The organism is Paenibacillus eucommiae, assembly GCF_017874215.1.
GTDB lineage: Bacteria > Bacillota > Bacilli > Paenibacillales > NBRC-103111 > Paenibacillus_AI > Paenibacillus_AI eucommiae.
In genome coordinates this window covers 21,517-41,120 of sequence record NZ_JAGGLB010000034.1, presented here as the reverse complement: position 1 = coordinate 41,120, position 19,604 = coordinate 21,517, and the positions used below count along the sequence as shown (strand labels likewise).

The following is a 19,604-nucleotide window of genomic DNA, read 5'->3' as shown; positions in this document are numbered from 1 at the left end:
TCCACTATTAGTGTTCGGGCTCTCCGTAATGTTTTTCAGCAGGAGTTGCATTTCCCTAAATTTTTCCTTAATCTAAAGAAACAACTGTTCATTTCAAGAAAGGAATGGTCCCTTGTCAAACGTTACAGAGCATATACATTCATATTTGGAGCCTTTAGCCCAAGAGGGAAAATTTTGCGGAGCCATATTGGCTTCACACAATGGGAGTATTTTATACTCCAACGGATTTGGGAAAGCAAATTTTGAACTTGCAGTTGAAAACACAACTAAGACTAAATTCCGCATTGGCTCCATCACAAAAACTTTTACTGCAGTTTCAGTCCTCCAATTAGTGCAAAAAGGTAAACTAAATCTGGATGATCCAGTTAGTAAATACTTCCCCAACCAAAAGGATGGCGACAAGATCACTGTTCATCACTTACTGACTCATACCTCTGGCATTCCCAATTATACAGATGATCCTCACATGTTAGAATGGTCCGCTCAACCTTCTTCACCTGAAAAACTAATTGAACGTTTCTCTCAGAATGATTTAGAATTTCCCCCTGGAGAACAATACAAGTATTCAAATTCTGGGTATGTTCTACTTGGTTCCATTTTAGAGCAGATTTCAGGACAATCCTATGAATTATACTTAAAGGAACATATTTTCGAACCACTCGGCATGAAAGATTCAGGATTAGATACTCCCGGTTGCATTTTAGACTTTCGTGCATCAGGATATCACCTCAGTGAAAATGGATCATTGTTGAACGCTCCATTCTTCGATCCCTCCAATGCCTACTCAGCAGGAGCCATTATTTCCACAATTGAAGATATGCACATTTGGGATCAAACGCTTCATACGGAAAAACTATTAAAAAAATCCTTTATCGATCAAATGTTCACTCCCGTCAAGGGGGAGCATGATTATATGTATGGTTACGGATGGATTATTCAAGACACCCCGTTTGGTAAGCTAGTCGCTCATAGTGGAGGTATTCCTGGATTTTCCTCAGTTCTAATAAGATTTTTAGATAATGGTGTTTGTGTTCATGTCCTTAGCAATATTCTACAGGATGTCAGTGAAATCGGAAAAAAAATAGCTGAAATCATACACCAACAAAACCCGGCCAAAAGCTTCAGCTAGCATTCCACACACAGACGACATTTAAATTGCCACCTTTTCGGTCCCTCGGAAACTTTAGTTTTAACGGTTGTTTCAGTTGAAGCTAAATGAATCAATTTGTTATGATATGCCATAGAGTTAATCAGAACGGAGGAAACTACTATGCTAAAAATCGCTATCATAATTGGCAGCACACGTCCAGGGCGCAGAGGCGAGGCCATCGCTCATTGGGTACATGAGATCGCCCAAAAACGTAGTGACGCTGAATACGAAATCGTGGATATTGCAGATTTCCATTTGCCGCTATTTGATGAACCAAAGCCGCCAATAATGGGTCAATATACGAAGCCGCATACGCTGGCTTGGTCTGCAGCAATCAATTCGTTTGACGGTTATGTTTTCGTGACGCCCGAGTATAATCATGCCATTTCTGGAGCACTCAAAAACGCCATTGACTATCTTTTTAATGAATGGAAAGATAAAGCGGCAGGCATCGTCAGCTATGGAGGGGGAACAGGTGGGGCCCGAGCGGCAGAAAACCTGAGACTCATCTTGGGCGAGCTGAATGTTGCTGACGTACGTGCTCAGGTCACCCTTTCAGTCTTTACGGATTTCGAAAACTACAGCATTCTGAAACCCGCACCTCATCAGGAAGCCGCCGCCAACACGCTGTTCGACCAAGTCGTCGCCTGGAGCGGAGCATTAAAAGCATTGCGTTAACAATTCAACGAACCGAATAAGCCCCAAGAAACTGGATTAGGTTCGCCTTTTTCCAGATTTTTTTTGTGCAGATTACCGGATCACCTATAAAGAGATCGCAATCAGCAAGGCTAGCCGGCTAGACCGTTTCCCCGCCCTGTTCCCAACTGTACCGGTGCAGTTAGTATAATTGGATATTGTTCCAGCAATGATTTCACTGTATCATTTCTAATTATGCAGCTAACTATTGGAGGAATGATCATGAATGAGCTAAATGCTTTATTCCGTAAAAGAATACATCTTCCAGGGAGCGAAACGATTACTTTCGAAGTCCTGGATAACGTTCTGGCAAGAACGGCAAAAGCCATCCCTTTTGAAAATTTAAGAATTATCGAAAATAAAACAAGCGTTATTTCTAAACCATATTTAGTCAATAAAATTCTAGTTAATAACGAAGGCGGACTTTGCTACGAAATCAACCCGATGTTTTATCTCTTCTTAATAGACAACGGGTTTGACGCCGTTCTAACACGTGGGGTTGTCTATAATAATGACACGGAATCCTATCTAACATTTGGAAGAACCCATGTAACTATCCTTCTCACTCACAAGGGTCAAACGTATTTAATCGATACGGGTTTTGGAGGGAATCTACCTTTAAAACCTGTCCCCTTATCCGGAGAAACGATTACCTCCAGTAATGGCCAATTTCGAGTCCAAAGAAGCAACGGAGAGCTTGGTGACTATGTGCTTGAAATGAAATTGAAACATAAGGATACCGATTGGAAGATCGGGTACACCTTCGATTCCAGAAAACCGGTAACTGACCTATCCGAATGTAATGCCGTCCAAAAGATTATAGTTGAACATACAGAGTCTTCATTTAATAAGCATCCATTAATCACCAAACTAACCGATGGCGGTAATCTGACCTTAACAAATACTTCTTTTACACATTGGGATCATGGAATAGTTACAAAAGAGAAAATTGACCGTGTTAGATACAAGGAGCTATTGAAGGAACATTTTGGGATTTAAAGCATGAGGAAACCATTCATCTTTTGCGAGGATGGCCATGCGGTAAGCCTTTCGTCAACTTGCTGCGGATAAGTTCAAGAAATGGGGGTAGTACCAGCCTAGCTGGCACCACCCCCAAACATATGAATTAAATTAGGAATTTATTTATTACCTCTCAAAACGCAGCACGGCCCTCTCCGGTCCCCTTCGCTATTTTACAGATCTTCCCTGGTGTGCATGTTCTGATCCTTCAATCGAATCAATACCTTGCCAAAACGGCCGCTCTGCCGGACAACCACTTTGCCGGACGGATACGTTCGCTCCAAATAGTCAGCTACCATTTTCAAATTCCGTTCATCTGCAGGCAGACCTTGACTGCGGAGCCAGTTCATTACTTCCTGCAACGCCGCTTCTCTGGAGATTTCCATCGTTTTTGTTTCTCGCGTTATCAGCGACTCATAGGAGTAGCCTTTGAGATAAAGCAGATGGAGCAAATATCCCATTTCCGTAGGTTTCTTTTTAAAGGTCAAACCGGTGATGAGCGTCCAGATTTCATTAAACAAACTATGCTCTGTGGAATCCGCTGGCATACTGATATAACAAAAATTACGCGCGCAAGAAATAATATTTTCTACACTTTCCCAATTATAAATGACCGGACACATCGAGACAAAAACTAGATCGAAAGCCTGGTTCCATCCTTTGGCCTGCACGTCAATATCCTCAAAAGGCTCGGGTACAATTTCCACCTTGTTTTCGGTAAATTTCGCAGTGTTTTCACCCAGTAGTTCGATCAGCGGAAGAGAGGATTCTACCGCGGTTACACGGGCCCCCCGCTCCGCAAACGGCACTGAAAACACTCCTGAGGCGGCACCAATATCCAGCACAGAGACGTTTTCGAATCGAACCCCCTGACCTTCAAGCCAGTTTATGATTCGTGTGGTTCGTTTCCTCCCCTCTTCATTAAATGATTGCTCGTTAAAAGTCTTCGCTTTACGATCAAAAGCTTTGGCCGGTGCAATTCCGGCCTTGTTCATCTTGTTCACGATGGTATCGCCATGGTCTTTCCATGCTTGTTCCCATATGGCTTCATTAAAAAAATCATTCATGGTGGTTCCTCACTTTTCATTATAGTTTATGACGTTCTGTCCTGGATCAACGTCTATCTTCATCAAGCCGACGCTTCATTTTTTGTTTCCGGCGATTTCGCTTTGCGGAGGAACAAACCGAGAATGAGCGCACCAAGCGCGATGACAACGCCAACCCAGAAAGCGTTATTTATGCCGTTTGCAAGTGCTTTGACTATTTCCCCTGGAGACTGCGGGTCGCTCGATCCACTAAGGTAATTTTTCTGTCCATTGGACATGATACTGATGTACAGGGCAGTACCGATCGCACCGGCTACCTGCAACAGCGTGTTTAAGATCGCCGTCCCATGCGGGTACAGATGGCGCGGCAACTGGTTGAGCCCAGCCGTCTGTGCGGGCATCATCACTAGCGAGACGCCGATCATCATCACGATGTACACGGCGACTAGAAAACCGGTGCTTGATGCTTCGTTGAACTGGGTTAACAGCCACAACGAGACGACCACAATGACCAGTCCGGGAATGACAAGCACACGCAGTCCGAATTTATCGAACAGCTTTCCAGCGACCGGAGCCATGATCCCGTTCACTATCCCTCCAGGAAGCAGGATCAAACCAGATTTGAACGCCGTCAACAGCAGCACTCCCTGCATAAACAACGGAAGCATGATCGCCGTAGAGAAAAACGTCATCATAAGCATGACGAGCAGCACTGCGACAAGCGAAAATAACGGATACCGGAATGCCCGTAAATCCATGACGGGCACCTTTAACAACAGCTGCCGCCAGACGAACAGTATCAAGGCAGCACCGCTCGCCACAATCGTCCAGATTACCTGCGGCTCTGACCAACCGTGTTCCCCGGCTTTGCTGAACCCATAGACGATTCCACCAAAGCCGATCGTCGAGAGCCCGATGGATAACAGGTCCACTCGCGGTTTCGTGATGTCCGACACATTCTTCAGGACGGCGGCTCCGACGATAATTGAGATCAGTGCCAATGGCAGCACAAGATAGAACAGCCAGCGCCACGATAGCCCGTCAACGACCAAACCCGAAATGGTCGGGCCAATTGCCGGCGCGAACATGATGACGAGTCCGAACATCCCCATCGCGCCTCCCCGCTTTTCAGGAGGATACATAACCATGATGGTGTTCATTGTAAGCGGCATCAGCATGCCTGTGCCTATCGCCTGAATAATCCGTCCGACCAGCAACACGCCGAATTCCGGCGCAAACGCCGAGGTGACCGTACCGACGAAGAACAAGCTCATCGCCGCAAGAAACATTTGCCGGGTCGTGAACCATTGCTGCAATACCGCCGTTACCGGAACAAGCACGCCGACGACGAGCATGTAGCCGGTAGCGAGCCACTGAGCCATCGCCGCGGACACTCCAAACGATTTCATCAGTTCGGGAAGGGCATTTCCCATTAGCGTCTCGTTTAAAGCGGCAACGAACATTCCAACGATAAGGGCAAACATGATCGGACCGCGCTTGAGGTTTGTCAAATCGATCGATGTTGACGTCGCGTTTGTAACTGATGCATTCATCGTTTCATCCCCTCCTTACATTCTGCCTCAAAAATGTTCATCCGTTTTCCTCCAAGCCTCTGCATTCAGTTCATTGTTCATGGCCACGGCTGCCATTGCGCCCATAGAGGCGGCTGCAATAGCCTGATGCATAGGCGATGCTGAATCCCCGGCACTATAGACGCCTGGTAAGTTCGTTTTCCCCATGTTATCGACAACAACAGTTCCCAATTCCCCGATATGGCATCCGATGGCTCGTGGTAAGTCCGATCCCATAACCAGATCTGGCTTGAAAAAGATCCCTCTACATGGAATCGTCGTACCATCTTCAAGAACTACTTGCCGCACGATTCCGTCGCTTGCGTCGATGTGCTGGATCGGCGACTCGAACATAGGTACTTGTTTAAGCTGGAGCTCCTCGCGCTGAGCATCCGTCAGCTCATCAGGACCGTTCGTGCAGATGGTAAAGCGGTTCGTCCAACCGGATATAAATGGAGCGAAGTGCATGAGCACTTCTCCTTTGTTAATGACGACAAGCGGCTCGTCTCTTAATTCCCAGCCATCGCAATACGGGCATACAAATGCGCTTTTCCCATATACCTCCGCCAGTCCAGGAATGTCCAGTGGCAGATCTCTCATTCCAATGGCAAATAACAGCTTTTTGCATGCAAAGGTATTACCAAGCGCAGTCGCAATTTGAAAATGTCCGTCCGTTCCCGCAATCGACACGACTGCATCCGCCACGAAAAACACGGAGGGATAGGCGCTAATCTCTTCCTTCGCAATTTGCCGGAATTCACTGGGGCTTATTCCGTCGCGGGTGAGAAATCCGTGGGTCTTGCGAGTCACAGCGTTGCGAGGACGTCCTTCGTCGATCACTGCTACATTTTTCCTTGCCCTACCCAGCACGAGGGCGGCGTTCAACCCTGCGGGGCCTCCCCCAATAATCACCACATCAAGATGTTGATTTTTCACCATCATTATAATCCTCCATAGATCTATGATATCCATAATTAGAGTACAAGAAGCGTATCACTTCTTGTTTCCCTCATGGTTGCAACGCTTGAAAGCTTCATCCATTACCGACTGGATAGAATGCTCTCGCAAGTATTGGTGCAGATGCCGTTGCGCGCCGTCCATCACCTTCTCAACCAAACATCCGCTCTTTTTTGGGGATTCATGCTCCCGTGACACACCCCCAGCTTCATCTAACATTCGATGCTGCTGCGAATTCGAATTCGAGCATTCGAACAATTGCTGTCTTCCTTCAATCACTTGAATCACATCAAGAAAAGTAATCTGTTCCGCTGGTCGTGCCAGCTCGTAACCGCCGTTCACTCCCGGTACCGCACGTACGATTCCATCCTGCCTCAACTTGGACATGATTTTGGATAAATAGCTTTCAGAAACGCCAAGTGTCACAGATAATTCCTTGATTCCAATATTATTGGGACGATCTGAGTGACCCAAATGAAGTAAGGCGTGTAGAGCGTAATCTGTACTTTTAGAAAACTGCATGGTCCCCTCCCCCCTTCCTAAGACTCCCATTAACATGGACCTACGATATCCATAATAAACGATTCAACTTTAATTTGCAATTATTTTTTACTGGGTAAATTTGGATAATAATAAAGAAAAAATAATTTTTATTCGAACAAGCGCGATCACACGGCATTTATTACTCATAAAAGAACTCTCCATACCTGGAGAGTTCTTTATGAACTACTACGCAAAATGCCTGGCAGCACAGGCAGCTACAGACCCAGCTTATGGCCTCTCTCCAAACGAAGAATCTGCTTCTCGCCGGTATCCGCCATTTCACGGAACTGATCGATCGTTTGGCGCATTTTAGGCAGTGCTTCCTGCTTGTAGGAGCTGATGGAATCTAAAGCCGACAACACATCGGCAAAAGCCTGCTTCAGCGTTTCCGCCGAGATATTCGTTTCGAGCGATTGCCTCTGGATCTCTGCCCCTTGATTTTTCAGCATTCTGGACGTGCCTGCAATCAATTCATTCGTGGTTTGGTTTAAGAGCTCGATCTTTTTCAATACAATCTTTTGATTGTAAAGAGCGCTAGCTACCGTAACGGAAATTTTCAACGCCGATATCGTCACATTTTTAGCCCGGTCTACCCCGCGAATCAATTCTTTGTTGTTCCTAATTACGACCTCGATGGCCATAATTCCCTGTTGGTTGACTACCAGCATCTGCTGCAAATCCATAACCCGCTGACGCAGAGGGAACAGCAATTCTTCGGTAATGAAACGGATCTTCTCCGGGTCTTCATTTTGCAGCTTTGCCGCCTCAACTTGCGACTCAATCGATTCGTCCATCAAACTCCCAAGCTGAATTTCCTTTTGAAGCTTTTTGGTCAAATCCCGAAGTGCTTGCTGCTCGATCTCCAGTGTTGTGTTATCGTTCCTGAGCGTTACCCTGCCCTTATCCAAAGAGAGCACGATATCCGCGATGACGGAGTCGGCTTTTTGGTACTTGAGGAAGTAGGCTCGCAGCGGATTAAACAATTTCCCTAAGAACCCGGTCTTAGCGAAATCCACCATGCTCGGATCCAAATCCTTCAACTGCATGTGCAGCTCAGTCAAACCCTTGGCCACCTGGCCGCCCTCATCGCCTGTCTTGGAAAGATTCCCTACCGAAACCTGAAGCAATGAATTTTTCTCCGAGGACGATCTCATCGTGTTTAGACCGAATGCCTCAATGGATTGCAGAATCTCCTTGCGCTTATCCAGTGACCCGACATCGAGCGCCATGATCGCTGCGACATTGGAATCCGCCACCTCTTTGAGTTTGGCAACATCCTCGGGCACAGGCTTAACCTCTTGTTCAATCACTGCCTTAATCTCATCCGGGCTTGCTACTTCCATGGAAAATGACATCGTATTCCTCCTCCGTATTAGGTTGTATTTTTCAAGCTACATTTTTCAGGCAACATTTTTCCGCCTACATTTGAACGTTAAACAAGTTTCCGATCTTATAGACAACATCATCCGTATCTGCATTTATGCTTGCCGCTTCATTGATGCTGGAAATGTTTTGAAGGGCTTCAATGTTGGCGTTATACCCCACCGTATAGATGGGAACCGCGTATTTCTCGATTAATCCCTTGATACTCTTCAACGAATTGCCCTCATTGGTCTCGCCATCACTCAAGACGAAGATAAGGGGCTTTTGATTGGGATTCACCGCTAATTCATCCTGAAGCAGCTTCATCGCCACAACAATGGCGTCAAAGGTAGCCGTACCTCCACTCGCTTGGAGACTGTTCACCGCGCCGACGAACATCGACTGCTGATTCGTGTTGTACTTTCCGATAGGCAAATTAATGGATACAGCACTTGAATAAGAAACCAGACCGATACTATTGTCTCTTCCTAAATACTTCTGTCCCTTCAACAAGGACTCTTTCAATCGGCTCAGAGGTTCACCCGCCATACTGCCGGAAACATCGGCTACGAACACAGCGGCAATCGGCTTATTTCCATTCTTCTTTTCTTTCCACAATTTCTGCGCGGATGAAAGAAGGCTGCCATCCACAACGGGAAGCTCCGATTTGTAGTCTTCAAGATTATTAAAGCCCTTTTCTTTCGCAGACGCTTGATACTTATCCTGGGCAACAAATTCCGCAAACTTTTTAATAATGTCTAACTTGGCCTTCGGCAACTCACCTAAAGCATACAGCGGACTGTCATGTCTTACGCCAAAAGGAGTGAACACATAACCGCCCTTTAAGTCTGCCGCGTTGGCATAGGTTTGGTACTCCAGAACAAAACCGTCTAGCATACCTGACTTAGCCGCGTCGCGCATTTGTATGGTTGTAGATGCAATAAAGGGTACATTGGTTTGGAATTGCTCAAACCCCTGAACAGCCTTTTCTCCCAAAATATTGGAGCTGTCGAAAGTATTGAGAGCTGTGATTAGGAAATTCAAGCCTGTAGAGCTGGCGAAGGGATCCGTGTATCCCATTGAGAATTCGTTATTGGCTATCGCTTCAGTCACGGTTTTGACATTCACTGCTCCATGCGTCTTGACTAAATCGTCGTACTTGGCTTTGGCAATGACAATACCGGGAACATTCCCGACGAGACGCTTGCTAACAAGCTGAGTTTTAACGCCGCTGGCCTTGACCATTTCTCCCCACAGCTCGTTTGAAGGGGTGAAGGCGTCCGGTACATACTTACCGTATTTAATATAGTCCGCTGCCGTACCGGAAGCGATATTGCGAACCTTGACCGAAACGGGTTTCCCGTCTATACTGATATTCGCCTTGTTGAACTCGGTCGCGACCTCCGTCAACCATCCATCAACGCCTGAGCCCGATTTCTCTGTAGAAGAAAAGATTTCCACAAAATTATTCGTCGTGTTAGTTACGGTAACCGGGAACTTCGAGATATCTGGCAACGACGCGGCAACATCGATCGGGTCAACGTCGATCTGCCCCTTTACCAGCGCCTCAGTAGTTACCGAGATGTTGGAGTAAAGCTTGTTTAATCGCTTAGCCGCCTCTTCTGCGGTCACCTGAACCGTGGATTTCCCCAAGTTGGAGGTCAGACTGACCCCTACATACACAAGCACAAAAACGAGTACCAAAATACCGCCTGATATCAGGAGGAACCTGCTTTTCTTTGCCAAACGTAACACCTCTCACTGTTTATAATATTTGGTTTGCTTAATCAACGAGTCTATTTCCTGCATACAAGGCATATTTTCAATAACCCCCGGATCAAAACTATCCAAGCGGGATATTTCAAGCAGCAGCTTATCCAGCTTCAACAGAATTTCCTCGTTCGTGCCTAGAGAATCCCTCATGAAAGCCAAAAACTCATTGTACAAATTTGTCTTCTCCTGAAGAAGCTCCCGGGAAAAGCGAGCCGACTTCTGGTTCCTGACACTCTCGAACTCCGATTCGTCATAAACATGGAGCCTGTTCAGGATACTTCTGATGTTAAGATAGAAGAGCTTCTCTACTTCCTGAATGACGGAGGCAAACTTTTTGTAACTTAGCTCCGCCGGATCGAATCTCTGATTCAGGACATTGAACAGGGTGTCGTTCTTCTTTTTCAACCGATCCAACTGTTCTAAGGCAAAATTGATATCACTCTCCAGCGCTTTTACGCTTCTGTATGCAGTCAAAGCTTCCACATAATCTTCGCGCGTAGTGATACGCTTTACAGGCTGAACAACGGGCTGTTTAAACAACAAGACGTAGCTCCCGTAAAGCAGCCCCAGTGCACTGGCGAATAACAGCGTTACCCCAAATGCTGTCGCAAACGCACCGCTGCCGATCTCAACCCCTATAAATCCGGGCGAGAGCACGAGGATATTTAAAACCACCACACCAGAAATAAGTCCGAGTAGTTTTATGTATTTTATGCCAACCAACTCTTACACCTCCAATACCACCATAAGGTAATACGTCCGGATTTTAAAAAAGTAACATTTGCAAGTAATCTCCAGACTTCTCTATGTATAATTTCTTATAATGGACATTCGACATATTTCCTCATTTTCCTTTTTACTCCTTTTGCAACCGATACTATAAACTATATCAAAATCATCATCTAAAAATTCTACTTATATTTTTTTCTTTGAGGAGCGTGTTCGTTACGCGGTTGCATGGAGAGAGGGACGGAAGGCCTATTGGCCAATGTGGTCAGGTTAACAAGCAAGCGGAGGTTTGGCCTCCCCCAATTAGAAGGCAGGTCCAATCCGAAGCGGAACTGGGGATGAATTGCCTACTACTTAACGATGTTTTTTTCATCGTTAAAAAGCATGTAGCCGAGTCCACAAACTTACTTTAACGATGAAAAACATCGTTAAAACCCCTTTTAACCCCCAAGTGAGGCCCTCCATCCTCTTTTAGCGATGAAAAACATCATTAAAGTAGCTGATTGCCTGGAAACTCATACTTTAGCGATGAAAAACATCGTTAAGTGAAGCACACGCTCAACTCTGGGGAGAAGGGCTGCTGCGGGATTGCTCTTTTCCATAAAACTTAAACTTACTTTTAGTTCAATTAGAAAGAGTAACCCTTCTTTTATACTTTAGCATTACAAGGTACTTAAACCTTCTTATATGCTAAAGAAGAAGCCCTTCTTTGGCGTCCTTTGAGGAGCGTGTTCATATTACGTGGGTATAAGGAGGGAGGGTCTGTTGGCTTCAGCCGCTGTTAAAAATTTGTTTCCTTTAATGGAATGGCCCTCGTCTGCTTATCTCGCTTAAAGAAGTAAGTAATCCTTCACAACAAGGGCATTCAAAGTGGACTGCGATATTGGGTCACTCTCACCACCTGCGGCCTGAGCATCACCTATCTGACTGTCAATTACTACTAACAACACACATCACATATATCGGAAAGCCATTTCAACTCGGTGTAACGACCTATACATCCTATGCCAATACAGGCAAATATATCGTTAGCAGACACCCGCTGTCGTCCTCGTCAGATGTAAGCCACAGCTGGCCTCCAAGCTCTTGGACTCTCTCCAGCATAGCGCGTAAGCCAAAGCCTACTTTACTATCCGTATAGGGATGACCGTTATTCCATAGCTCGAACTCGATATTCCCTGCGACTGCCGACAATTTAAAGCGAAACCGGGTTCCCTGTCCGTGACGAAGACCATTCGTAAGCCCCTCCTTGAGGGACTGATAGAGTGAACGTTGCTGAGGAGGAGAGAGCTCGGGTAGCTGTTCAATTGTGTAATCAATGGTACACCCCGTTGTCTCCATCGTTTCTTCAAGCAGTTGTTCCATAGCTATTTCCATTGGAAAAGCCCTATCCTCGTGACGTATCATACGCACGGATTCGCGAATCTCATCCAGCCCCTTGCGCACAAGGGACTGTGCCAGCCGGGCTTTCTCAATTCCAAGCTCCCTCCCTCTATCTAACAGCATGATGGAAGCCTCCAGTTGAACGATAGACGCGGTTAGTGTATGACCCACATGGTCATGTATATCCTGCGAGATACGGGTTCGCTCCATCATTACGGATACCTCTGCCAGAGCCTCAGCACGCTCGCGGACGGAAGCCCTTAGCCGATAGGTGGTCTGCTCAAGTTCCCGGGTCCGCTCTTGAACGAGCAACTCAAGTCTTGTAGTCAGGCCAATCAGCTTTAATTGCAACCGAACGCGCGCGAGCAGCTCATGCCTTGCTGTTGGCTTGGAGAGATAGTCGTTGGCCCCAACCTCGAAACCCTCCAGCAAGTCGGATAATCGATCCCGAGCAGTCAATAAGATGATCGGAAGCTCGTGAATATCATGACGCTGACGGATGAGTCGGCACACTTCGTAGCCATTCAAATCCGGGAGCATGATATCGAGTAAAATCAAATCTGGAGGCTGTGCCTCGATCTCCGCAAGTGCTGCCGCTCCTGTAGAAGCCTTGCGAACGAGAATAGGCAATGCGGATAGGTAGCTGTCCAACACCTGCAGGTTCACGGGCTCATCGTCAACAATTAGAATGGACAGTGCTGGTAGTTCTCCATCCTCTGAGATGCCTGGGATAATACGATTAAACCCATTCCCGGAAGCTTGTACGGAAGCATGCAGGCCAGTATGATCAACATTCGTCGGAGAAATGGTTTTGGGACCCAGAGAATGCATCGGAATTGAATATCTCCAATCACTCGTAGTTCTCGTCTCCACTGCCGAATTCGCGTACCCTGTCATTCCCGGGATTGTTGCCTCTTGAGCGGCGACCGGAAGGGTAAAGGTACACGTTGTCCCCTGCCCTTTCGTTGATCGCACAGCCAGACTGCCGCCATGAAGCTCTGTAAGCTTGCGTGTGATTGAAAGGCCAAGACCCGTTCCACCCCGATCAGTTGCTCCTGCCTGCTCAAAAGGCTCGCCTAGTCGAGCAAGATCTTCTGCAGCAATTCCAATGCCCGTATCGGTGACGGATACCGCTATCCATCGTCCTGTCACTTGGATACGTACAGTAATGCTGCCTTGATCTGTGAACTTGACGGCATTGCCGATTAAGTTGTATAGAATCTGCTGCAATCGGTTCGCATCGGCCCAAGCCGGTGGTACATCAGCACTTATCTCGCTATGAAGAGAGATGCCTTTAGGAGCGGCGATGATCTGGAATACAGCAAGGACACTGTTGACAGCATGCTCCATGGAAACCGGAGTTAAGTCCAGTTCAATATCCCGGTGATTCAGCTTAGAGAGGTCCAGAAGATCATCGATCAAGCCAGCTAGCCGCCTGCCGCTGGATACAACAAGACTGAGGTGATCACGGGCTTGCTCGCCTATTGGTCCAGCTGTGCCATCCAGTAGGGATTCGGTTAGTCCAATAATGCCATGCAGAGGTGTTCTTAGCTCATGGGAGGTATTAGCCAGAAATTCATCCTTCAGTCGATCGAGCTCCTGCAATCGATCATTCTGCTGCTCCAGACGAGACGTATAATCCTGTACTTGGGCTCTCGCACGAATGACCAGCACCATCCCAATACTGAAGATCAATAGAAATAGAGAAATAAGCACAAGCTGGCTCAACAATTGATAGATGGTTAACGGGAGTAACCGAAAAGCAAGATTATTCATTGCAGGGAAGGTGAATACCAAACGATCGATTGAGACGCACAGAAGTACGGCGATCATTCCCCCTGACAGCCAATTCGTTTCATCCCTGCGTTGTCCGAAGGCTCGAAAGATTGTGAACAGCACATAGGGAGCAGCAAGCAGAATAATCCCGAAGATATACACCATTGAGCCTTGATATAATTTAGGAGCCAGTACCGAACTTAGCAACGACCAGATAGACAGAATCAGAAATATCTTGCGTAGAAGCCGAAAACCACTTCGGTTGTGTTCTTCAGCCAGCTTCTCTAAGATGCCGCTTATAGCCCATGCAACGACTGGATTGCCGATAGCCCCATAGAATACGAGAACGGGCATTTCTAAGTAGATGGAAAATAGAGCGGTAGCGACCAAGGAGGAATATCCAGCCGCTAGAGTGAGTATGCAGAAATAGAAGTAGATACGGCTTCGTTCATAGAACAACCAGGCTCCTGCTGAGAGAAGCATCATGAAAAAAAAACAAACGGACAGAATCAACCGAAGGGAATCCGTCCTTAGAAACGTTGCGAGCAGGTCCTCTTGTGATCCTGCATATACATGGCCTATTGGCCCTAGATCGCTGCTGTCAGGCCAAATCCGCAGCAGCAGCTTGTGACCCGCAGCAGCATCCGGAAGTGCAAGCTGGCTCCAGTGCAGCAATGAGCTGCCTTGTGTGACATTGCTCTCCGATCTGTCAAGAGCAAGCTTGTCGTCTAGATAGACCTCAAACCGGGCAAGCCCGCGGAATTTCAGCTCCGAGGGTCCAGTAATATCATTTATATTGGAGGGTAGCGTTCTTCTAACCCATAAGATGTCTTCTGCCGCTGCCTGGTTGTGTTCAATTTCCTTTAGCACCTCCGGAAGCGGCCGCCATGCAGCCTTATCCTCTTCGAACTGTCCACCAGCAACAGGAAGATCACCCCTTACCGCTTCCCACTTCTCCGCGGCATAGAGAGCATAAAGATTGGACGAGTTGGATACCTTCGTCTCCCCTTGGAAGGGATTAAGGAGTGCTGTTATTATCATGATCGTCAAAGATAGACCAATCAGTACAACGATCCAGCGAGAGCGGGGTAGATAGGTTCTAGCTGCCATCTTCATAAATGACTCTCAAGCAGCTCATGCAGCGTCATCACAGCTACGGTCCGATCGCGGGTTCCGAGCTTGGCGTATATACCGCTCACGTAATTCTTAATTGTACCTTCACTCATATAGAGCAGCCCTGCGATTTCCTTATTGGATTTTCCCTCCATTAATGCCCTTGCGACCTCCTGTTCCTTGTCAGAAAGCTTTAGTCCGCTAGCTTTCAGCCGGCTTGCCCCTACCATCGCCTGGGCTGAGGCATCGGAGGAAGTGATTCTTACGGCTAGTCGGGCAGCAATGGACGAGGGGAGCAGAAGCTCACCCCGCACAGCATCCCGAATGGCTTGAGAGAGCTTTTCCCCGGGAATATCCTTGAGTAGATAACCCGTTGCTCCTCCAGCCAAAGCGTCAATAATGTATTCATCCTCAGCGAAGGTGGTCAGAATCAGGACGACAGTTTCAGGTAAACAGGCTTTAATCTGCCTTGTACTCTCTAATCCGCCAATGCCTGGCATACGTATATCCATTAGGACAATATTCGGCTTTAGTTCAAGAACCATAGCCAGTGCTTCTTCACCGTTGCGTGCCATACCCACCACCTGCATATCCGTCTGTAGGCTGAGGATCGTAAGCAGGCCATCTCTCATCAGTGTCTGGTCATCTGCTAGTACAATTGTTATCACATTCATGTGCCCCTTTCGGTTGGAGATTCCTTTAGAACGCAGAAATTCCAGTTCCCGAAGACGAAGCCCTCGGGAACTGGAGCTGAAGCAGATCAATCATTCTACGAACAATTTCAACCAACCATCGCCGATGGAGGATTCATCGATCCATTTGTCACCACTATACTTACCGGATCTTAAACTGCTGCTAACCTCTGACGTCGACCATTCATAAGTTGTGTAATTGGAATTCTTCACCTGGCCGAGGACAATGGCGTAAGTAGCCCCGCTTGCTAATCCCGAATAGGTCATTGGAACATTTATGACTTCGAAATCCTCACTTATTGAGCTTGCCGGAACCGTAACGTTTGCCAGCGCAGATCCCGTAGGTTTGTTGTTCTTAGTCGCAAATAGACTTACCGTCATATTGCTTGTGCTGCCAAACTTTCTTACTTTCACCTGGACCTTGGTCAAGCTTTGCTTCGTATTCGCGACGAACATCTGCCATCTTTTGACCTGATCGCGGGTTTCCCCGAAAGTAAAGCCTTCCGACCCATTATGGGAGATATCGATAACGGAGGATGAGGGCTGCTGAATCGTGATAGCGATGTAGCTCGTCCATTCACTTGTACCTGATTCATTCTTGGCTCTAATTCTGTAGGAATGGGATGATCCTGCCGCCAACCCACTGTGATCATAGGACAATTGTGTTGTAGAAGCATACATAGTTGAGCCGTCTATCTCTACTTCGTAAGACGAGGCTCCTTGAGCAGCATTCCAGCTCACGGTAGCAGATGCAGCACTAGTTGCAACAGCGACTGCACCTGAAGGAACGGCAGGCACTGATGGCTGAGGCCCTGGGCTTTGTGCGACATGAAGCATCATCCAACCATCGCCAATATGGGATTCATCAACCCATTCATTGACCGTTCTTTTACCATAATCATAACTGCCATTCACATCAAATCCAGCAAGCCATTCATAGATTCCTCCTTCTCCCGGAGTAGATTGTCCTAATACAATGGCATACTCTGTTCCGGCTTTTAGCCCAATAAAAGGGATGCGAGCATTCACAATGGCATAATCATCGGATACGGAGCTCGCGGCAATCGTTGTCGAAGCCAATGCATGACCTGACGGCTTATTATCGTTCGCTGCATATAGCTCTACCGTTACATTGCCGGGTGCTCCGGCCTTTCTAATCATAACATCCAGGCTAGTAAGAATGGGATAAGAATCTGCAATAAAAGTCTGATATCGCTTCACTTGATCGGAAGCCTGCCCGAACGTATAGCCGTTCGTACCGTTATGTGAAAGGTCAATCACGTTTGTTGGCGGAGCTTTGGGTGTTGTCACCGTTGCTAGGGGGCCCCAGTCACTTATTCCCCCGCTATTCTTAGCTCTTACTCTGTAGCTGTGGGTAGAGGTCGAAGCCAATCCCTTATGCATGTAGGAAGTGAAGTTTCCGATATCCACAGACACACCATCCACTTCGATTTCATATTTAGTTGCGCCGCTTGAAGGATTCCAGTTCACTTCCACAGTAAAGCTGCTCGTTGCAGATGCAGTCATGTGATCGGGAATCGCTGGTCGTGGTGGCGGAACATCGGTTACGGCGCTAATCACACTGCTCCATGCACTCATTCCGATACTATTCTTCGCCCTTACACGGTACTCATGAGTTGAACCGTGTGCTAGTCCTTCGTGGGTATAGGCAATGCTAGGGCCATTGTCCTGCACAATACCATCTACTTCAATATCATAGCCGGAGGCAGCAGCCGACTTGCTCCACTGTAATGCGATCGATGTTGTGCCAGTTGGTTGTGCAGATAAAGCCATAGGTACGGAAGGCGCCTCAGTTGGCAATGGTGGAGCTGGCACAAACTTGGCCAGAAGCTTCACGTATGCCGCTTGATAATAGATGCCATTCTCCGTGATTTCCCAGGAAGCATCGACGTTATTCGGCCATTCCCAAGATATGCCGTTCCAGTCCTTGTACATCTTCTGCATGGGCTGTCCTAACGGAGGAGATGAAGTTCCGCTGTACTGCGTGCTCGGTCCGCCCGGTACGAATCCAGGCGGCGCCAGATCCCACTGCGATCCATCTGCAAACCAGCTATGGTAGATTTGTGAGATTGAGCTTTCGGCCCCATACTCACTCATGTTAGTCAGATAGGTGAACCCGGTAGGATTTACGCCGTGAAAATAGTGCAGGATGTTCTGGGCACGTTTGTTATAATTATCCTTCTTGCTCGGATTGATCTCATATTGAACGAAGTCGTAGGCTGTTGCCCCAAGTCGCGCTCGAACCTGAAGGCTGCCCCAGTGATAGGAGAAATCCGGTACAAAGGACCGGTACAAGTCGTCATTATCATTAAAGGCTTCATCGAAATCCTGAACATCGCGTCTTTCCAAAATATGTGCCTTCACTACAGGGTCAGCATTCGGAAGTGTCGTATAGAACATAACACCCTCTGCTTGCTCCCCGTAATACATGCCCCAGTAGCCATCACTTAACGGCCATGTGGTTTTATAATTATTTTTGAACTCTGCATGATATTTAGCTTCGCCAGTCAAAGCAAACAAGTATGCAGAGGCAACTGTAGCGATCTGGGCTTGGCTTTGAATTGACATATCCGCATCCCCGGCTTCAATCTCGCCCTGATCCGCATTGTCCGATTTGGGATTCGCTTGATACCAGTCCCACGCTTTAATTGCCCTTTGCTGTAAATCGTCGGCATAGCTTTTAAGTGAAGGAAAGTCCCGATAAACCAAAGCAGCATGAGCAAAGTTAAGCGATGTAATAATGGTAGAAGAAGAAGCTTTCGGTAAATAGTAGCGGTAACTCGTTATGGCACTAGGTGGATTAGCGAACTCTCCTATTCCGCCACTGCTCGGAACCCCTACCTTTAAGAGGACACCTCCATCACTATCCTGCATCTTTTTCAGCCAATCCAGCTCCCACTTCACTTCGTCCAACACATCGGGAATTCCGTTGCCGGACTCGGGGATATCGTAATCATCGGTAAAGATAGCCTGGTTCTGCTCATAGGCGGATAATAGCTCATTGACGGGTTGAGCGGTGTAAGTCACATATTTGTTATAGTCGCCTGCATCCATCCAGCCCCCAGATAGGTCTCTTTCCGTAGCGGGGTTGTTGCGATCGAATACATTTCTGGCCTGAGAATCTTGATGGGGGCCAACAAAAGCTGCGCCGTCTGCATATGCCGCACCCGCATGCTCTGGCAGATGCGGTGTTCCAATTCGTTGATAGTAGAACGTCTTGATTGCGGCCTTCAATACATCCTTATAAACATTCTCGTCGATTGTGAAGTTGTAGGATTTAAAGCTCCCTTGTACATCGTAAATGTAATATTCCCCTTCTGCTGTCACGGAAGAGAAGTTGAACCACCAGCCTCGGTCCCCTGAGGAGGATTGGGTTGCGCCGTTATTCCACACCGTGGGTGATCCTGTAAACATGACATGATCATCACTGACTCTTCTTACCTCTAGCGTGTTTCCAGGTATATACGCATCCGCACTGTTATAGCCTGTTTGTGGATCTACCAATACAGCGACCTTATCATCGCCTGGTCTGTAGCCGAATTGATCGACCAACATATATTTTTGCAAGGTAACATTAGGAATTGATGCCTGCGCTTGCATAGAAGGGATGATTCCCGACATTAAACAAATACACATTACTAATGAGAATAGCGCTTGTTTCGTTCTGATATTCAACATATTGCCTCCGATTAATATCCATAATATAACATGATAATGAATGAGTAGAATAGTATACGATCGTATACTTATTGTGCTTATACTTATAGTGCTT

13 protein-coding genes are annotated in these 19,604 nt (G+C 47.1%); 3 read left to right on the top strand and 10 right to left on the bottom strand.

What is annotated here, in order from left to right:
• Nucleotides 1–112 precede the first annotated feature (112 nt).
• The 3 genes from J2Z66_RS34000 (at nucleotide 113) to J2Z66_RS33990 (ending at nucleotide 2,845) form a co-directional block, all read left to right on the top strand.
• Nucleotides 113–1,129 (top strand): serine hydrolase domain-containing protein, encoded by a 1,017-nt coding sequence (locus tag J2Z66_RS34000; protein WP_209977234.1) that lies wholly within the window; start codon nucleotides 113–115, stop codon nucleotides 1,127–1,129.
• Between the two features lie 141 nt (nucleotides 1,130–1,270).
• Nucleotides 1,271–1,828 (top strand): NADPH-dependent FMN reductase, encoded by a 558-nt coding sequence (locus J2Z66_RS33995; protein ID WP_209977233.1) that lies wholly within the window; start codon nucleotides 1,271–1,273, stop codon nucleotides 1,826–1,828.
• A 240-nt stretch (nucleotides 1,829–2,068) separates the two neighbouring features.
• Entirely contained in the window at nucleotides 2,069–2,845 is a 777-nt protein-coding gene (locus tag J2Z66_RS33990) for an arylamine N-acetyltransferase family protein (RefSeq protein ID WP_209977232.1), read from the top strand.
• A 194-nt stretch (nucleotides 2,846–3,039) separates the two neighbouring features.
• Here the strand turns inward: J2Z66_RS33990 and J2Z66_RS33985 are convergent, their stop codons facing one another.
• From J2Z66_RS33985 to J2Z66_RS33940, 10 genes are all read right to left on the bottom strand, one after another.
• Entirely contained in the window at nucleotides 3,040–3,933 is an 894-nt protein-coding gene (locus J2Z66_RS33985; protein WP_209977231.1) for a class I SAM-dependent methyltransferase, read from the bottom strand.
• Between the two features lie 62 nt (nucleotides 3,934–3,995).
• Entirely contained in the window at nucleotides 3,996–5,396 is a 1,401-nt protein-coding gene (locus J2Z66_RS33980) for an MDR family MFS transporter (RefSeq protein WP_376774536.1), read from the bottom strand.
• A 96-nt stretch (nucleotides 5,397–5,492) separates the two neighbouring features.
• Nucleotides 5,493–6,419: an NAD(P)/FAD-dependent oxidoreductase gene (locus J2Z66_RS33975; protein WP_209977285.1), complete on the bottom strand. Its 927-nt coding sequence runs from the start codon at nucleotides 6,417–6,419 to the stop codon at nucleotides 5,493–5,495.
• 57 nt (nucleotides 6,420–6,476) lie between these two features.
• Nucleotides 6,477–6,962, bottom strand: a complete 486-nt coding sequence (locus J2Z66_RS33970) for an RrF2 family transcriptional regulator (protein ID WP_209977229.1) — start codon at nucleotides 6,960–6,962, stop codon at nucleotides 6,477–6,479.
• Between the two features lie 236 nt (nucleotides 6,963–7,198).
• Nucleotides 7,199–8,338, bottom strand: coding sequence for a toxic anion resistance protein (locus J2Z66_RS33965; RefSeq protein WP_209977228.1), 1,140 nt, complete (start codon nucleotides 8,336–8,338; stop codon nucleotides 7,199–7,201).
• Between the two features lie 64 nt (nucleotides 8,339–8,402).
• On the bottom strand, nucleotides 8,403–10,091 hold the full coding sequence (locus J2Z66_RS33960; protein ID WP_209977227.1) for a vWA domain-containing protein: 1,689 nt from the start codon (nucleotides 10,089–10,091) through the stop codon (nucleotides 8,403–8,405).
• A gap of 12 nt (nucleotides 10,092–10,103) precedes the next feature.
• Nucleotides 10,104–10,841 carry a hypothetical protein gene (locus J2Z66_RS33955; RefSeq protein ID WP_209977226.1) on the bottom strand — a complete coding sequence of 246 codons (738 nt, stop codon included), beginning with the start codon at nucleotides 10,839–10,841 and terminating at the stop codon, nucleotides 10,104–10,106.
• 1,008 nt (nucleotides 10,842–11,849) lie between these two features.
• A complete protein-coding gene (locus J2Z66_RS33950) occupies nucleotides 11,850–15,116 on the bottom strand; it encodes an ATP-binding protein (protein ID WP_209977225.1) in 3,267 nt (1,088 codons plus the stop codon).
• Nucleotides 15,117–15,118: 2 nt separating this feature from the next.
• A complete protein-coding gene (locus tag J2Z66_RS33945) occupies nucleotides 15,119–15,787 on the bottom strand; it encodes a response regulator (protein WP_376774534.1) in 669 nt (222 codons plus the stop codon).
• Nucleotides 15,788–15,883: 96 nt separating this feature from the next.
• The gene (locus tag J2Z66_RS33940; RefSeq protein WP_209977223.1) at nucleotides 15,884–19,510 is read right to left on the bottom strand and encodes a glycoside hydrolase family 9 protein; all 3,627 of its coding nucleotides are present in this window, start codon (nucleotides 19,508–19,510) and stop codon (nucleotides 15,884–15,886) included.
• Nucleotides 19,511–19,604: the final 94 nt, after the last annotated feature.

Coding starts and splice junctions, on each gene's coding strand:
- J2Z66_RS33980 (WP_376774536.1), bottom strand. CDS start 5,396: ATGTTTGCCCTTATCGTTGGAATGTTCGTTGCCGCTTTAAACGAGACG.
- J2Z66_RS33965 (WP_209977228.1), bottom strand. CDS start 8,338: ATGTCATTTTCCATGGAAGTAGCAAGCCCGGATGAGATTAAGGCAGTG.
- J2Z66_RS33940 (WP_209977223.1), bottom strand. CDS start 19,510: ATGTTGAATATCAGAACGAAACAAGCGCTATTCTCATTAGTAATGTGT.
- J2Z66_RS33985 (WP_209977231.1), bottom strand. CDS start 3,933: ATGAATGATTTTTTTAATGAAGCCATATGGGAACAAGCATGGAAAGAC.
- J2Z66_RS33990 (WP_209977232.1), top strand. CDS start 2,069: ATGAATGAGCTAAATGCTTTATTCCGTAAAAGAATACATCTTCCAGGG.
- J2Z66_RS33995 (WP_209977233.1), top strand. CDS start 1,271: ATGCTAAAAATCGCTATCATAATTGGCAGCACACGTCCAGGGCGCAGA.
- J2Z66_RS33970 (WP_209977229.1), bottom strand. CDS start 6,962: ATGCAGTTTTCTAAAAGTACAGATTACGCTCTACACGCCTTACTTCAT.
- J2Z66_RS33950 (WP_209977225.1), bottom strand. CDS start 15,116: ATGGCAGCTAGAACCTATCTACCCCGCTCTCGCTGGATCGTTGTACTG.